At 61.9% G+C, this 18,852-nt stretch carries 14 protein-coding genes; 6 read left to right on the top strand and 8 right to left on the bottom strand.

The genetic code is table 11. The annotated features are described in order from the left end of the window. Together AC07OV_RS07160 and AC07OV_RS07165 are read left to right on the top strand one after the other, a co-directional pair. The gene (locus AC07OV_RS07160) at nt 1-159 is read left to right on the top strand and encodes a hypothetical protein (protein ID WP_176998362.1); all 159 of its coding nucleotides are present in this window, start codon (nt 1-3) and stop codon (nt 157-159) included. A 218-nt stretch (nt 160-377) separates the two neighbouring features. Next, on the top strand, nt 378-1,028 hold the full coding sequence (locus AC07OV_RS07165) for a hypothetical protein (protein WP_495091903.1): 651 nt from the start codon (nt 378-380) through the stop codon (nt 1,026-1,028). A 19-nt stretch (nt 1,029-1,047) separates the two neighbouring features. Here the strand turns inward: AC07OV_RS07165 and AC07OV_RS07170 are convergent, their stop codons facing one another. Beyond that, nucleotides 1,048-1,545 (bottom strand): MgtC/SapB family protein, encoded by a 498-nt coding sequence (locus tag AC07OV_RS07170; RefSeq protein ID WP_176998364.1) that lies wholly within the window; start codon nt 1,543-1,545, stop codon nt 1,048-1,050. Nucleotides 1,546-1,666: 121 nt separating this feature from the next. Between AC07OV_RS07170 and AC07OV_RS07175 the strand changes: the two genes are divergently transcribed. From AC07OV_RS07175 to AC07OV_RS07190, 4 genes are all read left to right on the top strand, one after another. Next, entirely contained in the window at nt 1,667-1,906 is a 240-nt protein-coding gene (locus AC07OV_RS07175; RefSeq protein ID WP_176998365.1) for a DUF3203 family protein, read from the top strand. A 184-nt stretch (nt 1,907-2,090) separates the two neighbouring features. Continuing rightward, nucleotides 2,091-3,506 carry a cytochrome c oxidase accessory protein CcoG gene (gene ccoG, locus AC07OV_RS07180; protein ID WP_495091904.1) on the top strand — a complete coding sequence of 472 codons (1,416 nt, stop codon included), beginning with the start codon at nt 2,091-2,093 and terminating at the stop codon, nt 3,504-3,506. A gap of 158 nt (nt 3,507-3,664) precedes the next feature. Beyond that, complete coding sequence (mapR, locus tag AC07OV_RS07185) at nt 3,665-5,074, top strand: GntR family transcriptional regulator MpaR (protein WP_176998367.1); 1,410 nt, start codon at nt 3,665-3,667, stop codon at nt 5,072-5,074. Between the two features lie 92 nt (nt 5,075-5,166). After that, a complete protein-coding gene (locus AC07OV_RS07190; RefSeq protein WP_495091905.1) occupies nt 5,167-5,631 on the top strand; it encodes a hypothetical protein in 465 nt (154 codons plus the stop codon). Nucleotides 5,632-5,643: 12 nt separating this feature from the next. Here the strand turns inward: AC07OV_RS07190 and AC07OV_RS07195 are convergent, their stop codons facing one another. The 7 genes from AC07OV_RS07195 to tpx all read right to left on the bottom strand — a co-directional run bounded on the left by AC07OV_RS07195 (nt 5,644) and on the right by tpx (nt 18,766). Beyond that, complete coding sequence (locus AC07OV_RS07195; protein ID WP_495091906.1) at nt 5,644-6,390, bottom strand: SDR family oxidoreductase; 747 nt, start codon at nt 6,388-6,390, stop codon at nt 5,644-5,646. A 54-nt stretch (nt 6,391-6,444) separates the two neighbouring features. Next, complete coding sequence (locus AC07OV_RS07200) at nt 6,445-8,541, bottom strand: putative bifunctional diguanylate cyclase/phosphodiesterase (protein WP_494997054.1); 2,097 nt, start codon at nt 8,539-8,541, stop codon at nt 6,445-6,447. Between the two features lie 424 nt (nt 8,542-8,965). Further along, nucleotides 8,966-10,531 (bottom strand): efflux transporter outer membrane subunit, encoded by a 1,566-nt coding sequence (locus tag AC07OV_RS07205; protein WP_495091907.1) that lies wholly within the window; start codon nt 10,529-10,531, stop codon nt 8,966-8,968. Continuing rightward, nucleotides 10,528-13,635 carry an efflux RND transporter permease subunit gene (locus AC07OV_RS07210; RefSeq protein WP_176998371.1) on the bottom strand — a complete coding sequence of 1,036 codons (3,108 nt, stop codon included), beginning with the start codon at nt 13,633-13,635 and terminating at the stop codon, nt 10,528-10,530. Before AC07OV_RS07210 ends, AC07OV_RS07205 begins: the two co-directional genes overlap by 4 nt. Next, on the bottom strand, nt 13,632-16,733 hold the full coding sequence (locus tag AC07OV_RS07215; protein ID WP_176998372.1) for an MdtB/MuxB family multidrug efflux RND transporter permease subunit: 3,102 nt from the start codon (nt 16,731-16,733) through the stop codon (nt 13,632-13,634). Before AC07OV_RS07215 ends, AC07OV_RS07210 begins: the two co-directional genes overlap by 4 nt. Then, the gene (locus AC07OV_RS07220) at nt 16,730-18,034 is read right to left on the bottom strand and encodes an MdtA/MuxA family multidrug efflux RND transporter periplasmic adaptor subunit (RefSeq protein ID WP_494997052.1); all 1,305 of its coding nucleotides are present in this window, start codon (nt 18,032-18,034) and stop codon (nt 16,730-16,732) included. Before AC07OV_RS07220 ends, AC07OV_RS07215 begins: the two co-directional genes overlap by 4 nt. Before the next feature lie 231 nt (nt 18,035-18,265). Continuing rightward, the gene (gene tpx, locus AC07OV_RS07225; protein WP_178923335.1) at nt 18,266-18,766 is read right to left on the bottom strand and encodes a thiol peroxidase; all 501 of its coding nucleotides are present in this window, start codon (nt 18,764-18,766) and stop codon (nt 18,266-18,268) included. Nucleotides 18,767-18,852 lie beyond the last annotated feature (86 nt).

Below are 18,852 nucleotides of genomic sequence, written 5' to 3' on the forward strand. Positions count from 1 at the left end.
ATGAATATCCCGATCCCGGCTGAAACGCCGGACCCGAATATCGACAACCCGACCCTGCCGCCCAGCGAACCAGAGCCGATTCCGGAGAAAGAACCGCCTGAAAACGAGCCGCCTGCGGTGGAGGAACCGCCGACGACAATGCCGCCCGTCATTGTTTGAAACGCTCATACACGCAGGGGCTCGGTGCTCGACGCCGGGCCCTTTTCAGCACCTGCGTATGAGAGCCGTCCTTTCACTACAATTAGCGAAATGCCTTACAGCACTATCGGTCTACACCCCGTTTTACCACGATTCGACGTCCTTATACTCGTGTGCGTAAACGCTCTGGTCAGGTTGCTGGCAGTAGCGTTTTGTTGAACTCCCACGAGGCCAAAACCATGTCGATCATCAATCCGCATTACGTCCCCCCTGCCGGTACTGGGCAAAACACCAACGTGCCGCCACGTCACTCATCACCGCCCGCCAATCTCCCGAATCCAACACCGAGCTCTGGCCCAAACTGGTCCACACCGCCCACGCAGCCTGCCCCGGGAAAAGGGGATAATACCGTCAATGAATTGAACGCACTGCTGACCCCGGAAAACATCGAAGAACTCATGAACAACCCCGACTCGGACAAGTCGCGTGCGATCCTCACCAAGCTCCGCCCACTCATGACCCAAGCCAATATCAGCCAATGTTTGCAAGGTCAAAATGCTGAAGCGAACGCCAAGACTCTTGAAAAAATTGGCGAGCGTCTAGACAAGAACAAGCTCGAAGCCAACCAGAATTCATGCCTCAAAGGGTTAGGTGATAAATACCTGCATCAGGCCAAATACAGAAATCTCGAAATGCTATTTAAAGCATTCGATGCGGAGCTTGGCGATTTCGCCAACTTTTTAAGCAGCTCGAATGAAAACCTGAAAAACCTCAAGACGCGAATGTTCGGGACGAAAGCTAACACCAAAGAGTTGAACGATTTCGGTGGCCGCCTGAGCAAAGGTAAAATCGAAAAGATGCGACGCGAAGGCCCAGGCGGCCAAAGCTGAGTCAATGCTTCAACCCCGCTCACGGTTCCTTTTCGAGCAGTTTGACGATCCTCGGCATCAGGCTGAAGACCGCCAGGGCCAGCAACGTACTCAGCACCGCCGTCGACTCGCGCCCCAGCCCCGCCGCCACACCGATGGCGGCCGTCATCCACAACCCGGCTGCGGTGGTCAGGCCCTTGACGTGCTGTCCCGCCTCATCCTCCTTGCCTTTGAGGATGGTGCCAGCCCCGAGGAACCCGATCCCCGCAATCACACCCTGCAACACCCGGCTCATGGCATCCGCCTGGCTGCCAGACATCTGCGGTACCAACACAAACAGGGCAGCCCCCAAGGCCACCAGCATATGGGTGCGCACCCCGGCCGCCTTGCCCTTGCTCTCTCGTTCAAACCCGAGGATGCCGCCCAGCACAGCGGCAATCAGCAGGCGCACGGTAATCTGTGTCACCTGCCGGGCATCGCCGATATCGGCGAATTCGGCCTGCAGGGTTTGCCACACTTCATGCCACCAGGCGTCCATGGATGCGTTCCTTTGTCGTTATGGGTAATGGATGGACAGCGGCGACCGTCAGTCAGTTGCCTGGAACGTTGGAGGACCTGGCCAAGCCCAATCTTTACCAGCCTGAGAAAAGGAACGTGTCATGCCTGTACGTATCGAAAGCCACACCTGCCGCTTCAAGGTCGATGAGAACGGCCAGGAACAGAGCCTGCCCGCTGAGCAAGTGACGGTGAGCACCGACAGCGCCAAAGCCATGTCATTTGTGCAACTGGGCGCCGACCGGGTGTACATCACAGAAGCCGAGGCCGACGCCTTGACCGTTGCCGGCGCCAAGGACGGGCGTAAGCACTTGAAGGCCACCGACAGTGATTCGGTGATTTGATTGATCTGTATCAGCACCTTCGTCAATGGCCTGCACCCCTTGCGACACGGGGTGCAGCACATTGTCGCAGGCGGTGAAACGCGCTTCATCTGATCCGCTTTTTATCGCAATAGCTGAGTCTGTTATGCAAACAGAGCGCCGGTCATAGTTCATTCGCCTGATGGAGGCTGATGAGCAAACGACCATGAGCGAAAGAATCCCCGTCCGAACCGTGGAAATCCATGAGCCTGCGCACCCAAAGAAGGTGAAGGCCAAATCCAGCGACACCCTGATCCATACCCGCAGTTTCACCGGCTTGTTCCGCACCTTGCGCGTCAGTGGTGCAGGCTTTCTGTTCCTGGCCTTCTTCGGCACGGTGTGGCTGAACTGGGGCGGTCGCCAGGCTGTGCTGTGGGACCTGGCTGAAAGCAAGTTCCACATCTTTGGCGCCACCTTCTGGCCCCAGGATTTCATCCTCCTGTCGGCCCTGCTGATCATCTGTGCCTTTGGCCTGTTTGCGATCACCGTGTTTGCCGGGCGTGTGTGGTGCGGCTACACCTGCCCGCAAAGTTCGTTCACCTGGCTGTTCATGTGGTGCGAAAAGGTCACCGAGGGCGAGCGCAACCAACGCATCAAACTGCAGGCCGCGCCCTGGAGCCTGAACAAACTGGCACGGCGCTCGGCCAAGCACACCTTGTGGCTGGGCATCAGCGTGTTGACCGGCCTGACGTTTGTCGGCTACTTCACCCCCGTGCGCCCCCTGGCTGAAGAGCTACTGACCTGGCAAATGGGCGGCGTAAGCCTGTTCTGGGTGCTGTTCTTTACCGGCGCCACCTACATCAATGCCGGCTGGCTGCGTGAAGCAGTGTGTATGCACATGTGTCCGTATGCGCGATTCCAAAGCGTGATGTTCGACAAGGACACCCTGACCATTTCCTACGATGTGGCCCGTGGCGAAAACAGAGGCCCGCGCAAACGCGAGGTCAAGCCCGCCGACGTCGGCCTGGGTGACTGCATCGACTGCCAGCTGTGCGTGCAGGTGTGCCCCACCGGTATCGACATCCGGGACGGCCTGCAAATGGAGTGCATCGGCTGCGCCGCCTGCATCGATGCCTGCGATTCGATCATGGACAAGATGGGTTACGCCCGTGGCCTGGTCAGCTACACCTCCGAACATCAGTTGCAAGGTGGCAAGACTCACCTGCTCAGGCCACGCCTGATCGGCTACAGTGCGGTGCTGCTGGTGATGATTGCGGCGTTGGTGGTGGCGTTGATCGAACGACCAATGGTGTCGCTGGACGTGACCAAGGACCGTGGCATGTTCCGTGAGAACAGCCAGGGCATGATCGAAAACATCTACAGCCTCAAGGTCATCAACAAGACCCAGCAACGCCAGGACTACCGCCTGGAACTGGTGGACGCCGAAGGCTTCCAGCTGCAGGGCAAGACCGAGATCAGCTTGGCCCCGGGGGAAATCAGCGATGTGCCGGTGTCGGTGGCGCTGCTGGCCGACAAGCCGGCGAGCAGTTCGCAGACGTTGCGCTTCAAGGTCACGGATGTGGATGAGCCGTGGATCTACAGTGCCGCCGACAGCCGCTTTGTGGCGCCATTGAACCGCTGAGGTCTATCCAAATCTGTGAAAATCCAACTGTGGGAGCGGGCTTGCCCGCGATAGCGTCAGGTCAGCCAGCACTGCCGTCGGATGTGCCGCCGTCATCGCAGGCAAGCCAGCTCCCACATGTTGCCCGGCGTCAATTTCAACACGTTAATTAGGCCCCCATGAAACGCTACGAAAAATTCGCCGATGACATCGCAGAACTGATCCGCTCCGGGGTGCTTGGCCCCGGCCAGCGCGTGCCGTCGGTGCGCTATGCCAGCCAGACCTACGGCGTCAGCCCGTCCACGGTGTTCCAGGCCTACTACCTGCTGGAGCGGCGCGGGCTGATTCGCGCACGGCCGCGTTCGGGCTACTTTGTGAATACCCATGCGCCCAGCCCGTTTTCCGAACCGGTGGTAAGCGAACAGGTGCACGAGTCCACCGAAGTCGACGTCAGCGAACTGGTGTTCTCGGTGCTCGACTCGATCAAGGACCCGAACACCGTGCCGTTCGGCTCGGCGTTCCCCAGCCCCATGCTGTTCCCGCTGCCGCGCCTGGCCCGCTCCCTGGCCAGCGCCAGCCGCGAGATGGACCCGCGCCTGGTGGTCACCGATATGTCGCCGGGCAACCCGCAACTGCGTCGGCAGATCGCCCTGCGCTACATGGTCGGCGGCCTGATGCTGCCGATGGAAGAACTGCTGATCACCAATGGCGCCCTGGAGGCCCTCAACCTGTGCTTACAAGCGGTGACGGAACCCGGCGACCTGGTAGCGATTGAAGCCCCGGCGTTCTACGCCTGCCTGCAGGTGCTGGAGCGCCTGAAACTCAAAGCCGTGGAAATCCCCGTGCACCCGCGCGACGGCATTGACCTCAACGCCCTGGCCCAAAGCCTCGAGCGCTACCCGATCAAGGCATGCTGGACCATGACCAGCTTCCAGAACCCCATGGGCGCCACCCTGCCGGAAGCCAAGAAACAAGCGTTGGTGGAGCTGCTGCGCAGCCATCAGGTACCGCTGATCGAAGACGATGTGTACGCCGAGCTGTATTACGGGCAGCAGGCGCCCAAGCCGGCCAAGGCCTTTGACACTGAAGGGTTGGTGATGCATTGCGGCTCGTTCGCCAAGAGCCTGGCCCCGGGCTACCGCGTGGGCTGGGTGGCGGCCGGGCGCTTTGCGCAGAAAGTCGAGCGCCTGAAGCTGATGACCTCGTTGTGCCCCTCAATGCCGGCCCAGGCGGCGATTGCCGACTACCTGCAACATGGCGGGTATGACCGGCACTTGCGCAAATTGCGCTACGCCCTGGAAGAACAGCAAAGTGCGATGCTGGCGGCGATTGCCCGTTACTTCCCGGCGCAGACCCGGGTCAGCCAGCCGGCCGGAGGCTATTTCCTGTGGCTGGAACTGCCGGAGCAGACCGACTCGCTGAAACTGTTCCAGATGGCGTTGGCCCAAGGCATCAGCATCGCACCAGGGCCGATCTTCTCGGCGACCCAGCGCTTTCGCAACTGCATTCGCCTGAACTATGGCAGCCCATGGACCGAGGCATCGGAGAAAGCGATGGAGACATTGGGGCGGATCGTGCGGTCATTTTGAGCCGGAACCGAATCAAGGAAATGGCCACACAGGAGGGCGCATTCTTCTCTTATTGAAGATTGCACCTTCCCTGGTTCAATGTTGAGTTCCCCATGAGCATGCCTATTCGCACGGGCCTTCCACGGCCACCCATCCCCCCCAACTACATGCGTGCAGCCGAACAGAAACAAGTGCGCGAGATGACCAGCCCGATGGGACGCCCGGCCGGCGACCATCGCTCGGCAGAACGGATCATCGAACAAAGCCCGGTGCTGAGGCGCTTACTGGACAACCACGACAACTACCACGTGCTTGATGAATTGATGATGCAGGTCGGTAATTGGACCGAGGCTAACCCTGACCCGAAATCCCGGGCCAACGCGGCCTACGACCTAGACAAAGTCTTGCGTTTCATCGACAACGTCGACGATCGCGCCCTCAGTTGCAGCCGAAACCGCAATGGCTATATCGACGGTTTTTGCACAAATGGCTATGGCACCGCCCACAACTCGGAGGCCCGCCTGTTGCAGGCCTTTTCCTATAAAGGCTACGAGATTCTGCGCTACCTGCCGACCTGACCACCCACGCCCTTAGCGGCCGCCGCCCAAATCCAGAAAGGTGCCGGTGGTATACGAGGCTTTGTCCGACAGCAACCAGATAATCGCCTCGGCCACTTCATCCGGGCGCCCGCCGCGCGCCATGGGGATGCCCGACTCGAGTTTGCTGACACGGTCCGGATCGCCACTGAGGGCATGGAAGTCAGTAAAGATATAGCCAGGACGTACGGCGTTGACCCGAATGCCCTCACCTGCCACTTCCTTGGACAGGCCCACGGTGAAGGTGTCGAGCGCGCCTTTGGACGCGGCATAGTCGACGTACTCACCCGGCGACCCCAGGCGCGCCGCGACCGACGACACGTTGACAATGCTGCCGCCCTGCCCGCCATGCTTGGGCGACATGCGCAGTACCGCATGCTTGGCACACAGGATCGGGCCCAGCACGTTGGTCTTCATGATCTTGAGAATGCGGAACTCGGACATTTCATCGACCCGCGACTTGTGCCCCACGGTACCGGCATTGTTGACCAGCGCAGTGACTCGGCCCAGCTCGGCATCGACGCGGTGGAACAGGCCAATCACTTCATCCTCGATGCTCACATCGGCGCGCACAGTGATCGCCTGGGCACCCAGCGCACGGACCTGCTCCAGCACGCGATGGGCCGCCTCTTCGTCAGACTGGTAGTTGATGCAGATGCGATAGCCCTGGCGCGCCGCCAGCAAGGCCGCCTCGGCGCCAATCCCACGACTGCCCCCGGTGATGATGACGACTTTGTCCATGCGTGTGGTCTCCTGATTCAACCTGATGTGTATGGCTGGATCCAAGAATACCTGTCACGCACGGCTTTTGTCAGGGGCTACGGCGTCTTCGGCGCGCTGGATATCGGCCATGAATCCATCGGCAGGCAGCGGGTGCCCCAACAGGTAGCCTTGCAGGGAATTACACCCCAGGCGCGTCAGGAAGTTCTGCTGCACATCGGTCTCCACGCCTTCGGCCACAATACGCAGGCCCAGGGCCTGACCCAGGGCAACAATGGCCGAAACGATGGCGGCGTCGTCGCTGTCGTGCTCCAGGTCGCGCACGAAGCCCCGGTCAATCTTCAACTCGTTGGCCGGCAGGCGCTTGAGGTACATAAGGCTGGAGTAGCCGGTACCGAAATCATCGATGGACAGGTCGACGCCCATGTCGGAGAGCTGTTGCAACACCGTCATGCTCGCGTCGGCGTCGCTCATGGCGGTGGTCTCGGTGATTTCCAGGGTCAGGCTGTTGGCCGGCAACTGGTGACGCTCCAGTGCAGTGGCCACGCTCTTGACCAGCCCGGCGTGACAGAACTGCAAGGCCGACAGGTTCACCGCAATGCGCCAGTCCTCATAGCCCTGGGCGTACCACAGCGCCATCTGGCGACAGGCTTCGTTGAGCACCCATTCGCCAATCGGAATGATCAGCCCGGTCTTTTCCGCCAGCTCGATAAACATCGCCGGCAACAACAGGCCCTGTTGCGGATGCTCCCAACGCAACAAGGCCTCGGCGCCCACCGCGATACCACTGACCGCGTCGAACTTGGGCTGGTAATACAAACGGAACTGCTCGTGCTCGACGGCGTTGCGCAAGTCCTGCAACAACTGCAATTGCTTGCGCGCATTGGTGTTCATCGACACATCGAAGAAGCTGTAGCCGTTCTTGCCCATGCCCTTGGCGTGGTACATCGCGGCATCGGCGTTCATCAACAGTTCCTGGGGGTTGTTACCGTTCCCCGGAAACATGGCAATGCCGACGCTGGCCGAAATCTTCAATTCGTGTTCCGCCACCTTGAACGCGCGATTGATCAGGCCCACCTGGCGCTCGGCCAGGCCCATGGCGTCATCGGGCTGGCTCAGTTGCACCAGCAGCACGAATTCATCGCCGCCGATACGCGCCAGGGTGTCCTGGCCGCGCAGGTCTTCCCGCAGGCGCAGGCCGACTTCGCGCAGCAACTGGTCGCCCATGTGGTGACCGAAGGCGTCGTTGACCGGCTTGAAGCCATCCAGGTCGATAAACATCAACGCAAAGCAACCACCCTGCTCCTTCACTGCCTGAATGGCCTGCTGGATACGGTCGGCCAACAAGGTGCGATTGGGCAGGCCAGTGAGCATGTCGTGCAGCGCCAGGTGAGTCAGTTCCTGGTTGGCCAGGGTCAGGGAATCGGCCAGCACCGCCGTGCGGGCTTCCAGGCGAGCGTCGAGCAACGAGGTCAGCAGTGCGATGATCAACACCGCCAACGAGGTCACCAACACCACGTTGTCCAGGCCTTTACCGCTCAAGCCGGTCAGCGCCGCGCCACAGAAACTCTCGTCGGCAAAGCGTGCGGCGGCCATGCCGGTGTAGTGCATGCCGACGATCGCCACGCCCATTACCACCGCCGCGCCGCCGCGCGCCAGGCGCACGTACGGGGTGTTGCGCCGCAAGTTGTGGGCGATCCACAGCGCTGCGCCGGACGCCACCACGGCGATCAGCAACGAGGCGCCAAACAGCGTGGGGTCGTAGTCAATGCCGGGGGTCATGCGCATGGCGGCCATGCCAGTGTAGTGCATGGTGCTGATGCCGGCGCCCATGACCAATGCGCCAAACGCCAGTTGCCAGGCGAGCAAGCGGGGTTGGTTGATCAGCCATAATGCGAAGCCGCTGGAGAGCACCGCGATCAACAGTGACAGCGCGGTAATGCCCACGTCAAAGCCCAGGGCGAACGGCAGGCGCAACGCCAACATGCCGATAAAGTGCATGGACCACACGCCCACCCCCATCGCCACGGCCCCGCCGGTCATCCACAGGTACACCGCGCGGCCTTTGGTGGTCGCGATGCGACCGGCCAGGTCCAGGGCGGTATAGGACGCCAGGATCGCGACGAACAAGGAGATCACGACAAGAGAGGGAGAATAACTACCGATGAGCATGGGACTTCTCAAAACCGACGGGCCTGAAAAGCCCGTGCCAGGTGGCAAAGCGAGCGATTGTAGCGAGAATAATTCTTGTACAGTTGAATTATTAGCGTATAGCCATCACTGGCATTTTGACGTCAATCTACCGACTCAAAACCGAAGGAAATTCGGCGCGAAATTGAATCCAAATATGGGGTTTGTGTGGGAGCTGGCTTGCCTGCGATAGCGGTGCATCAGCTACCGCATAGTCGACTGGACCAACGCGATCGCCGGCAAGCCGGCTCCTACAGGGGGTCGGTGGTGTAACCAGTTTCCCGGCCGGGCATAGATCCAAATGTGGGAGCTGGCTTGCCTGCGATAGCATCGCCTCGTTGCACCTGACCACCGAGTCGCCTGTATCGCAGGCAAGCCAGCTCCCACACTAGCCCGGCTCCCACACTCAGTCAGCCTTCACATCCGTGTTGCCATCCCAACCGCCACCCAACGCGGCAATCAGTTGCACGCTGGCGACCAAGCGCGTCTGCAACAAGGTCAATACAGTGCGCTCGTTGCTCAGGGCCGTGGCCTGTACGGTAACCACATCCAGGTAGGCGATCAGGCCGGCCTTGTACTGGTTCTGGGTCAGGCGCAGGGATTCACGTGCTGCGGCCAGCGCTTCGTTGCTGACCACGGCCTCGTCTTCCAGCACCTTGAGCTGCACCATGTAGTTTTCCACTTCACGGAAGCCGTCGAGCACGGTCTGGCGGTACTTGGCCACGGTTTCGTCATAGCTGGCAATGCTGCGGTCGACTTCAGCCGAGCGCTGGCCGCCGTCGAACAGGGTCATGGCCAGTTTGGGCCCCACCGACCAGAAACGGTTCGGCAGGCTGATCCAGTCGGCGTAGGTGCTGCTCGAATAGCCGCCGGCCAGGCTCAGGGTCAGGTCCGGGTAGTAAGCAGCCTTGGCCACGCCAATGTTGGCGTTGGCGGCGATCACCGAACGTTCGGCCGAGGCGATGTCCGGGCGGCGCTCCAGCAACTGCGACGGCAGGCTGGCCGGAATCTGCGGCAGCGCCGGGATGCTTTGGCTGACGGCCAGGTTGAAGTTGGCCGGCGCCTCGCCGATCAACACCGCGATGGCGTTTTCCAGCTGGGCGCGCTGCCAGATCAGGTCGATCAGGCTGGCCTGGGTGGTCTTGAGCTGGGTTTGCGCCTGGGCGATGGCGTCCTTGCCGGAAATGCCGGCACGGTATTGGTTTTCGGTCATGGTCAGCGAACGCTGGTAGGCGTCCAATGTGGCTTGCAGCAGACGGGTCTGTTCGTCCATGACTCGCAGTTGCAGGTAGTCCTGCACCAGTTCCGATTGCTGGCTCAGGCGCATCGCCGCCAGGTCCGCCGAGCTGGCTTCGGCCGTGGCTTCATTGGCTTCCAGGCCTCGGCGCAGCTTGCCCCAGACGTCGGCTTCCCAACTCACACCCAGTTGAGCATTGAGGGTGTCACGGATACCGCTGCTGGAACTGCTCAGGCTGGCGTTACTGCTGCCAGTGCCCTGGCTGGCGCGGGTTTTACCGGCGCTCAGGTCCACCGTCGGGAAAAACGCGCCACGGGCACTGCGCACCTGGGCCTGGGCCTGGCGAAAGCGCGCTTCGGCCTGGGCGACGGTCTGGTTGGAGGTGTTCAGGCGCACCACCAGGTCATTGAGCTGAGGGTCGCCGTAGAGCTCCCACCAGGCGCCACGGGCCAGGGAGTCGCTGGGGGTGGCTTGGCGCCAGCCCTGGGCTTCCTTGAATTGCGCCGGTTCGATGACGTCCGGGCGTTTGTAGTCGGGGCCGATGGCGCAGGCGCTGAGCAGCAGGGCCAACACGACGGTAGGAACGAACTTACTCGCGAAGGTGGTCAACGAGAATGCGCTCAATCCGCAGGTACGCGGTGCCTGGGCGTTTTTCGCCGGCAAGCCGGCTCCTACAGGAAAATGCATCGGAGCGGCAAACAGATGCGGTGCATTGGCAGGTGTTGAATCGGTCATAGCGCAGTGTCCAAGGCAGCATCGGTCCGCACGCCGCGCCAGGCATTGAAGCGATGGCGTGCGCGGTCTAGATAGAGGTAAACCACCGGGGTGGTGTAAAGGGTCAGGATCTGGCTGAACACCAGGCCACCGATAATGGTCAGGCCCAGGGGCTGGCGCATTTCGGCGCCGTCGCCAGCACCCAGTAGCAATGGCAAGGCGCCGAGGATCGCCGCCAGGGTGGTCATCAGGATCGGCCGCAGGCGCAGCAGACAGGCACTGCGGATCGACTCCAACGGGCTCATGCCATCGTGGCGTTCCAGTTGCAGCGCCAGGTCGATCATCAGGATCGCGTTTTTCTTCACCACGCCGATCAGCAGGAACAAGCCCAACAGCGAGATCAGGCTGAACTCGCCGCCCAACAGGTAGATGGACAGCAGCGCCCCCACCCCCGCCGACGGCAAGGTGGACAGGATGGTCAACGGATGAATGTAGCTTTCGTACAGGATGCCCAGCACCAGGTACACCGCCACCAGCGCGCCGAGGATCATGAACGGCTGGCCCTTCTGGGTCGCCGCAAACGCATCGGCGGTGCCGGCCATCTTGGCGATCACGTCTTCCGGCAAGCCGACCTTGGCCACCGCCCGTTCGATGGCGGCCATGCCCTGCTCCACCGTCACGCCGGGCGCCATATCGAAGGCAATGTTCTGCGAAGCGAACTGGCCCTCATGGCGCACGGTGTCATCGGCCAGGCTGTTTTCGTAATGGGCGATGGTCGACAGCGGAATCCGCGCGCCCGTGGAGGTGATGACCTGCACCTGGTTGAGGGTGATCGGGTCCTTGGCATAAAGCGGGTTGACCTCCATCACCACCTGGTACTGGTTGAGGCTGTCGTAGATGGTCGAGATCTGCCGTTGGCTGTAGGCGTTGTTCAGCACCGAGGTGACCATGGCCATGTCCACCCCGAGGCGCTTGGCCTGGTCGCGGTCCACGATCAGCGTGACCTGCGCTGCGCCGCGTCCTTCACGGGCGTCGATGGCGGTCAGCTCAGGCAACGTATGGAACGCGGCCACCACCTTCGGGTACCACTCGCGCAGCGCCGCCAGGTCACCGCTCTGCAGGATGTAGGAATACTGCGCGCTGCTCTGGTCACGGCTGCCACCAAACTGCAGGTCCTGGTCGGCCATCAGGAACAACCGCCCGCCCGGCACCAGTGGCACGTCCTTGCGCAGGCGCTCGATCACCGCCTGGGCGGAAATCTTGCGCTCGCTGATGGGCTTGAGGCGCACCAGCATCACCGCGTTATTGGTGCCGTTGTTGCCACCGATAAAGCCGGCCACGCTGAGCACCGCCGGGTCCTTGAGCACGGCCTGGCGAAAGGTTTCCATCTTCGGCTGCATCACGCCGAACGACAGGCCGTCGTCACCGCGCACAAAACCGATCAACTGCCCGGTGTCCTGCTGCGGCATGAACGTCTTCGGCACCACCACATACAGGGCGACGTTGACGCCAATCGTCAGCAACAGACTGAACAAGGTCAGGCGCCGGTGGCGCAACACCCAGTCAAGGCTGGTGGCATAACCGGCGACCATACGGTCGTTGACCTTCTGGCTCCAGCGTTGCAGGCCGGTCATCTGGCCTTTGATATGCGGCTTGAGCCAGCGTGCGCAGAGCATCGGCGTCAGCGTCAGCGACACCACCAGCGACACGATGATCGCCGCCGACAGCGTGATGGAAAACTCGCGGAACAGGTTGGTGACAATCCCGCCCATGAACAGGATCGACAGGAACACCGCCACCAGCGACACGTTCATCGACAGCAAGGTAAACCCGACTTCCTGGGCGCCCAGGTACGCCGCCTTCATCGGCGGCACGCCCTCGTCGATATGCCGAGAAATGTTCTCCAGCACCACGATGGCGTCATCCACCACCAGGCCGGTGGCCAGGATCAGCGCCATCAGCGAGAAGTTGTTCAGCGAGAAGCCAAACAGGTACATCACCGCAAAAGTGCCCACCAGCGACACCGGCACCGCCAGCGTCGGAATCAGCGAGGCGCGGAAGTTGCCCAGGAACAGGTAGACCACCAGGATCACCAGCGCCACGGCAATCAGCAGGGTCATTTCGGCTTCATGCAAGGTCGCGGTGATCACCGGCGAGCGGTCCATCGCCAGGCTCAGCTTGACGCTGCTCGGCAGCACCGCCTGCAAGGCCGGCAATTGCGCCTTGATCTGCCGTACGGTCTCGATGATGTTGGCGCCGGACTGGCGGTTGATCACCAGCAGCACCGCCGCATCATTGTTGAAGAAGCCGCTGTTGTAGCGGTCTTCCACGCCGTCGCTGATCTTGGCCACATCCCCCAGGCGCAAGGCGGCGCCGTTCTGGTAGCGAATCAGCAGCGGCTCGTAGTCCTTGGCTTTTTCCAGTTGGTCGTTGGCCTGGATCTGCCAGTTGCGCTCGCTGTCTTCCAGGGAACCTTTAGGCCGGCGCTGGTTGGCGTTGGCGATGGTATTGCGCACGTCGTCGAGGGCTACGCCGTATTGGTCGAGGGCCTTGGGCTGCAACTCGATGCGCACGGCGGGCAACGAACTGCCGCCGATCTGCACTTCGCCCACGCCCGGCACCTGGGACAGGCTTTGGGACAGGATGGTCGAGGCCAGGTCGTACAACTCGCCCTTGGGCAGCACGTCCGAGGTCAGCGACAGCACCATGATCGGCGCCTGGGACGGGTTGATCTTCTTGTAGGTGGGCATGCTGCGCATGCCGCTGGGCAACAGGTTGCGCGATGCATTGATCGCCGCCTGCACTTCCCGCGCCGCGCCGTTGATGTCCCGGTCGGAGTCGAACGCCAGGATCACCCGCGTGGAGCCCTGGCTCGACGAGCTGCTCATGGTGGTGATGCCGGCAATCGAGCCGAAGGAGCGCTCCAGCGGCGTGGCCACGGTGGACGCCATCACCTCGGGGCTGGCCCCGGGCAAGCTGGCCGACACCACGATCACCGGGAAGTCGATCTGCGGCAACGGCGAGACCGGCAACAAGTTGAAGCTCACGCCGCCCAGCAACATGATCGCCAGGCTCAGCAGCATGGTAGCTACCGGCCGGCGAATGAAAGGTCCGGACAGGTTCATGACTCAACCGGCTCCAGGCTTTGCGGCTCTTTGCGCCAGCGCCGGCCCAGACGATCGAAGTACAGGTAGATGACCGGCGTGGTGAACAGGGTCAGTACCTGGCTCACCAGCAGGCCGCCGACCATCACCAGGCCCAGGGGCTGGCGCAACTCCGCGCCGGAACCAGTGGCCAGCATCAACGGCACCGCACCAAACAAGGCCGCCAGCGTGGTCATCAGGATCGGCCGGAAGCGCAACAGCGCTGCCTGGTAGATCGCGGTCTGCGGGTCCAGGCCCTGGTTGCGTTCGGCGTCGAGGGCGAAGTCGATCATCATGATCGCGTTCTTCTTCACGATACCGATCAGCAAGATGATGCCGATGATCGCGATCATGCCCAGGTCATTGCCGCTGAGCAGCAACGCCAATAGCGCCCCCACGGCGGCCGACGGCAAGGTCGAGAGAATGGTGATCGGGTGGATATAGCTCTCATAGAGCACACCCAAGACGATGTACATGGTGACCACCGCCGCCAGGATCAGCAGCAAGGTGCTCGACAACGAGGCTTCGAACGCCTGGGCCGCGCCCTGGAACTGGGTCTGCACGCCCACCGGCATGCCGATGTCCTTCTGGGTCTGGTTAATCAGCTCCACGCCTTTGCCCAGCGCCACGCCGGGGGCCAGGTTGAACGACATCATCACTGCCGGGAACTGGCCGATATGCGCGACGGCCAACTGTGCCTGGCGCTGTTCCACATGCGCCAGGCTGGACAGGCGCACCTGGCCGCCGTCGGTGGTTTTCACATGGATCTGGTTCAGCGCAGCCGGGCCGAGGGTTTCGCCGGACTGGGCCTGCAACACCACGCGGTACTGGCTGGCCTGGGTGTAAATCGTAGAAATCTGCCGCTGGCCGAAAGCGTCGTACAACGCATCGGTGATGGTCGACACACTCACGCCCAGCCGCGAGGCGGCGTCGCGGTCGATCACCAGGAACACTTGCAGGCCCTTGTCCTGCAGGTCGCTGGCCACATCGGTCAGTTCCGGCAATTGGCTCAGGGCATGCACCAGCTTGTCGCTCCACAGCGCCAGCAGGTCGGCGTCAGGCGAGGACATGCTGAACTGGTACTGGGTACGGCTGACGCGGTCTTCGATGGTCAGGTCCTGCACCGGCTGCATGAACAGGCGGATGCCCACCAGCTTGTCGATTTCCGGCTGCAGGCGCGTGATCACCTGGGCGGCGCTCAAGTCGCGCTGGCCGTGGGGCTTGAGGTTGATCAGCAGGCGACCGCTGTTGAGGGTGGCGTTATCACCGTCCACACCAATGTAAGAAGACAGGCTTTCCACGGCCGGGTCGGCCAGGATGATCTTGGCCAGCTCCTGCTGGCGCTGGCTCATGGCCGCAAAGGAGATCGACTGCGGTGCTTCGGAAATGCCCTGGATGACGCCGGTGTCCTGCACCGGGAAGAAGCCCTTGGGCACCACCAGGTACAGGAACACGGTGAGGCCCAGGGTGGCGATGGCCACCAGCAGGGTCAGCGGCTGGTGCTTGAGCACCCACTGCAATTTGCGCCCGTAGGCTTCGATCAGCCAATCGATCCACGCGCCGCTGGCCTTGTAGAAACGCCCCTGCTCTTCTTCCTTGGGCTCACGCTTGAGCAAGCGCGCGCACATCATCGGTGTAAGGGTCAGGGACACCACCAGGGAAATAAGGATGGCGACTGCCAGGGTGATGGCAAATTCGCGGAACAGGCGCCCGACCACATCGGCCATGAACAGCAACGGGATCAATACGGCGATCAGCGACAAGGTCAGGGACACCAGGGTAAAGCCGATCTGCTTGGCGCCCTTGAGCGCGGCGGCCAGCGGCGTCTCGCCTTCCTCGATGTAGCGGGAGATGTTCTCCAGCATCACGATGGCGTCGTCCACCACGAACCCGGTGGCGATGGTCAGGGCCATCAGCGTCAGGTTGTTGATGGAGAACCCCGCCAGGTACATCACGCCAAAGGTGCCCACCAGCGACAACGGCACGGCGATGGACGGAATGATCGTGGCGCTGAAACGGCGCAGGAACAGGAACGTCACCATCACCACCAGGGCAATGGCGATCAGCAATTCGTGTTGTACATCGGTGACCGAGGCGCGGATGGTCTGGGTGCGGTCGGTGAGCACCGTCACGTCAAGGCCTGCGGGCAGGTTGTCGGTGATGCTCGGCAGCAGCGCCTTGATGCGGTCCACCACTTCAATCACGTTGGCGCCCGGCTGGCGCTGGATATTGAGCAGCACGGCCTGATTTTCATTGGCCCAGGCGGCGAGGCGTTCGTTCTCGGCGCCGTCGACGATCTGTGCCACGTCCTTCAGACGCAACGGCGCACCGTTGTTGTAGGCCAGGATCAGCTCGGCGTACTGCTGGGGCGAGACCAACTGATCGTTGGCATCGAGCATCGACACGCGAGTGGGGCCGTCAAAGTTGCCCTTGGGCTGGTTGACGTTGGACGCGGCGATCAGGGTACGCACATCCGACAGGTTCAAACCATTGGCCGCCAGGGCCTCCGGGTTGACCTTGATGCGCACGGCCTGGCGCTGGCCACCGGCGATGCTGACCATGCCGACGCCGCTGATCTGTGCAATTTTTTGCGCCATGCGCGTGTCGACCAGGTCATTGAGCTTGGGCAGCAGCATGGTCTTGGAGGTAATCGCCAGGGTCAGCACCGGCGTATCGGCCGGGTTGACCTTGTTGTACACCGGTGGCGCGGGCAAGTCCTTGGGCAGCAGGTTGGTGGCGGCGTTGATCGCAGCCTGCACCTGTTGCTCGGCGACATCCATGTTGATGTCGAGGTTGAAACGCAGGGTCAGCACCGAAGCGCCGCCCGAGCTGGTGGACGCCATCTGCGTCAGCCCGGGCATTTGCCCAAACTGGCGCTCAAGGGGCGCGGTGACCGCGCTGGTCATCACGTCCGGGCTGGCGCCGGGGTACAGGGTCATCACTCGGATCGTCGGGTAATCCACCTGGGGCAGAGCCGACACCGGCAGCAAGCGGTACGCGATGATGCCGGCCAGGACAATGGCCAGCATGCTCAGCGTGGTAGCAACCGGGCGAAGGATAAACAGCCGCGACAGGTTCATGAACCGACCTTTTGCGCCTTGCCGGCGCTGGCGCCGGTCTCCCCTTTCGCCGCAGGCTTGCCTTGCAGGTGTTCGGTCGGGGTGGTCGGCACTTCGCTGCTGTCATTGACCACTTCGATCTCGCTGCCGTCCTTCAAGCGGTCGGTGCCTTCCAGCACCACACGGTCGCCCGCCGCCAGGCCTTCCTTGATCACGGTGTTGTCGCCGTCGCTGTCGCCGATCACCAGGGGCTGGACCTTGACCTTCTTGTCGCCGTCGAGCTTGTAGACAAAGGTGCCGTTGTTGCCGAACTGGATGGCGGCAGACGGTGCAAGCACCGCGTTGTGCAGGGTGTCGGCAAGCAAATGCACGTTGACGAACTGGTTGGGGAACAGCGCCTGGTCCTTGTTATCGAAACGGCCCTTGAACTTCAGGGTGCCGGTGGTCACGTCGATCTGGTTGTCGAGGCTTTGCAGCACGCCGGTTGCCTGTTGTTTGACGTCGCCTCGGTCCCAGGCTTCAACGGGCAGTTTGTTGCCGGCGTGGTAGCGGGTGAGCACGGTGTCCAGGGTGTTTTCCGGCAGGGTGAAGACCACGCTGATGGGCTGGGTCTGGGTGATCACGGCGAGGAAGGTGGTGTCGTTGGCCGCCACCAGATTGCCCACATCGACCTGACGCAGGCCGACACGGCCGCTGATCGGCGCGCGGATCTTGGTGAATTCGAGGTTGAGCTTGGCGTCGTCCACCGCGCCCTGGTTGGTCTTGACCGTGCCCTGGTATTGCAGGACCAGCGCTTCGGCGGTGTCCAGGGTCTGTTTGGCGATGCTGTCCTGGGCATACAGGTCGCGGTAACGCTGCACGTCGACCTGGGCGTTCTTCAACTGCGCCTGGTTCTGCAATAGAGTGCCCTGGGCCTGGAGCAAGGCGTTCTGGTAGCTGCGCGGGTCGATTTCCGCCAACAGGTCACCGGCCTTGACCATCTGCCCTTCTTCAAAGGCGATCTTCACCAGTTCGCCACCCACCCGGCTGCGCACATTGATGGTGTTGAGCGCCGTCACCGTGCCCAACGCCTTGTAGTACACCGGGAAGTCACCCAATACCGCCGGCGCCACGCGCACCGGAATCGGGCCGGTGGAACCGCCGAAGCCCGGGCGCATCATCCCCGACTTGCCAGCGCGCTCGGCCGGTTTCTTGGCGGCGGCGTCCTTGTGGCTGGCGGGCCAGAATTTCCAGCACAGGCCGGCGATGACCAGCAGCACGAGCAGGCCGAACAGCCAGCGGCGGGAATTGCGGGGGGAGGATTGCATGGAATGATCAACCATTGGGCGCGAGAGCTTCTTCTTTGGGAGGCTGAAAGATAAGCACTGGTGCGCATTTAGAAAAGCGCCTTTACCGGCTATTTACCTTGGACTTACAACTTTTAACTTCTGACCTTAGTCCATTCGCTATTGGGCTAAGCGTTTGAGCGACAAATAAAAACGGCCTGGACTAGGCCAGGCCGCAATCATGCAGCACGCGTGTTACTGCAAAACGACAGTAATGCGCAGAAACAGTTACTTCAAAACAGCCAGGGCTGCTTCGTAGTTCGGCTCTTGGCCGATTTCAGCAACTAGCTCGCTGTGCAGCACCTTGTCGTTTTCATCCAGTACGACCACAGCGCGAGCGGTCAGGCCCTTGAGGGCGCCTTCAGCGATGGCCACGCCGTAGTCGACGGCGAAGGCAGCGCTGCGGAAGTCCGACAGGTTCTTCACATTTTCCAGGCCTTCAGCGCCGCAGAAGCGTGCCTGGGCGAATGGCAGGTCGGTGGAGATGCACAGCACAACGGCGTTGTTCAGGTCGTTGGCCTGGGCATTGAACTTGCGAACCGACGTCGCGCAGGTCGGGGTGTCGACGCTTGGGAAGATATTCAGCACTTTGCGCTTGCCGGCAAAGGTGGCCAGGGTTGCGTCCGACAGGTCGCCGGCGGTCAGGGTGAAGTCCGGCGCCTGGGAGCCGACTTGCGGCAGATCGCCTTCAACCTGGATCGGGTTGCCACGGTGGGTGACTTGAGCCATGAACAGAATCCTTATGCTGGGTTTATTGAAACGAATTCGAGAGGCCGAAGTTAACCACAAAGTAGGACAGGCAACTATGCGCGGGT

The organism is Pseudomonas sp. GW821-FHT09A09, from assembly GCF_059418405.1.

Excerpts from the sequence above, each read along its gene's own strand:
- AC07OV_RS07190 (WP_495091905.1), top strand. The coding sequence starts at position 5,167 with ATGAGCATGCCTATTCGCACGGGCCTTCCACGGCCACCCATCCCCCCC.
- AC07OV_RS07200 (WP_494997054.1), bottom strand. The coding sequence starts at position 8,541 with ATGCTCATCGGTAGTTATTCTCCCTCTCTTGTCGTGATCTCCTTGTTC.
- AC07OV_RS07175 (WP_176998365.1), top strand. The coding sequence starts at position 1,667 with ATGCCTGTACGTATCGAAAGCCACACCTGCCGCTTCAAGGTCGATGAG.
- AC07OV_RS07205 (WP_495091907.1), bottom strand. The coding sequence starts at position 10,531 with ATGACCGATTCAACACCTGCCAATGCACCGCATCTGTTTGCCGCTCCG.
- AC07OV_RS07210 (WP_176998371.1), bottom strand. The coding sequence starts at position 13,635 with ATGAACCTGTCCGGACCTTTCATTCGCCGGCCGGTAGCTACCATGCTG.
- AC07OV_RS07195 (WP_495091906.1), bottom strand. The coding sequence starts at position 6,390 with ATGGACAAAGTCGTCATCATCACCGGGGGCAGTCGTGGGATTGGCGCC.
- AC07OV_RS07160 (WP_176998362.1), top strand. The coding sequence starts at position 1 with ATGAATATCCCGATCCCGGCTGAAACGCCGGACCCGAATATCGACAAC.
- AC07OV_RS07165 (WP_495091903.1), top strand. The coding sequence starts at position 378 with ATGTCGATCATCAATCCGCATTACGTCCCCCCTGCCGGTACTGGGCAA.
- AC07OV_RS07215 (WP_176998372.1), bottom strand. The coding sequence starts at position 16,733 with ATGAACCTGTCGCGGCTGTTTATCCTTCGCCCGGTTGCTACCACGCTG.
- AC07OV_RS07170 (WP_176998364.1), bottom strand. The coding sequence starts at position 1,545 with ATGGACGCCTGGTGGCATGAAGTGTGGCAAACCCTGCAGGCCGAATTC.
- tpx (WP_178923335.1), bottom strand. The coding sequence starts at position 18,766 with ATGGCTCAAGTCACCCACCGTGGCAACCCGATCCAGGTTGAAGGCGAT.
- AC07OV_RS07220 (WP_494997052.1), bottom strand. The coding sequence starts at position 18,034 with ATGGTTGATCATTCCATGCAATCCTCCCCCCGCAATTCCCGCCGCTGG.
- mapR (WP_176998367.1), top strand. The coding sequence starts at position 3,665 with ATGAAACGCTACGAAAAATTCGCCGATGACATCGCAGAACTGATCCGC.
- ccoG (WP_495091904.1), top strand. The coding sequence starts at position 2,091 with ATGAGCGAAAGAATCCCCGTCCGAACCGTGGAAATCCATGAGCCTGCG.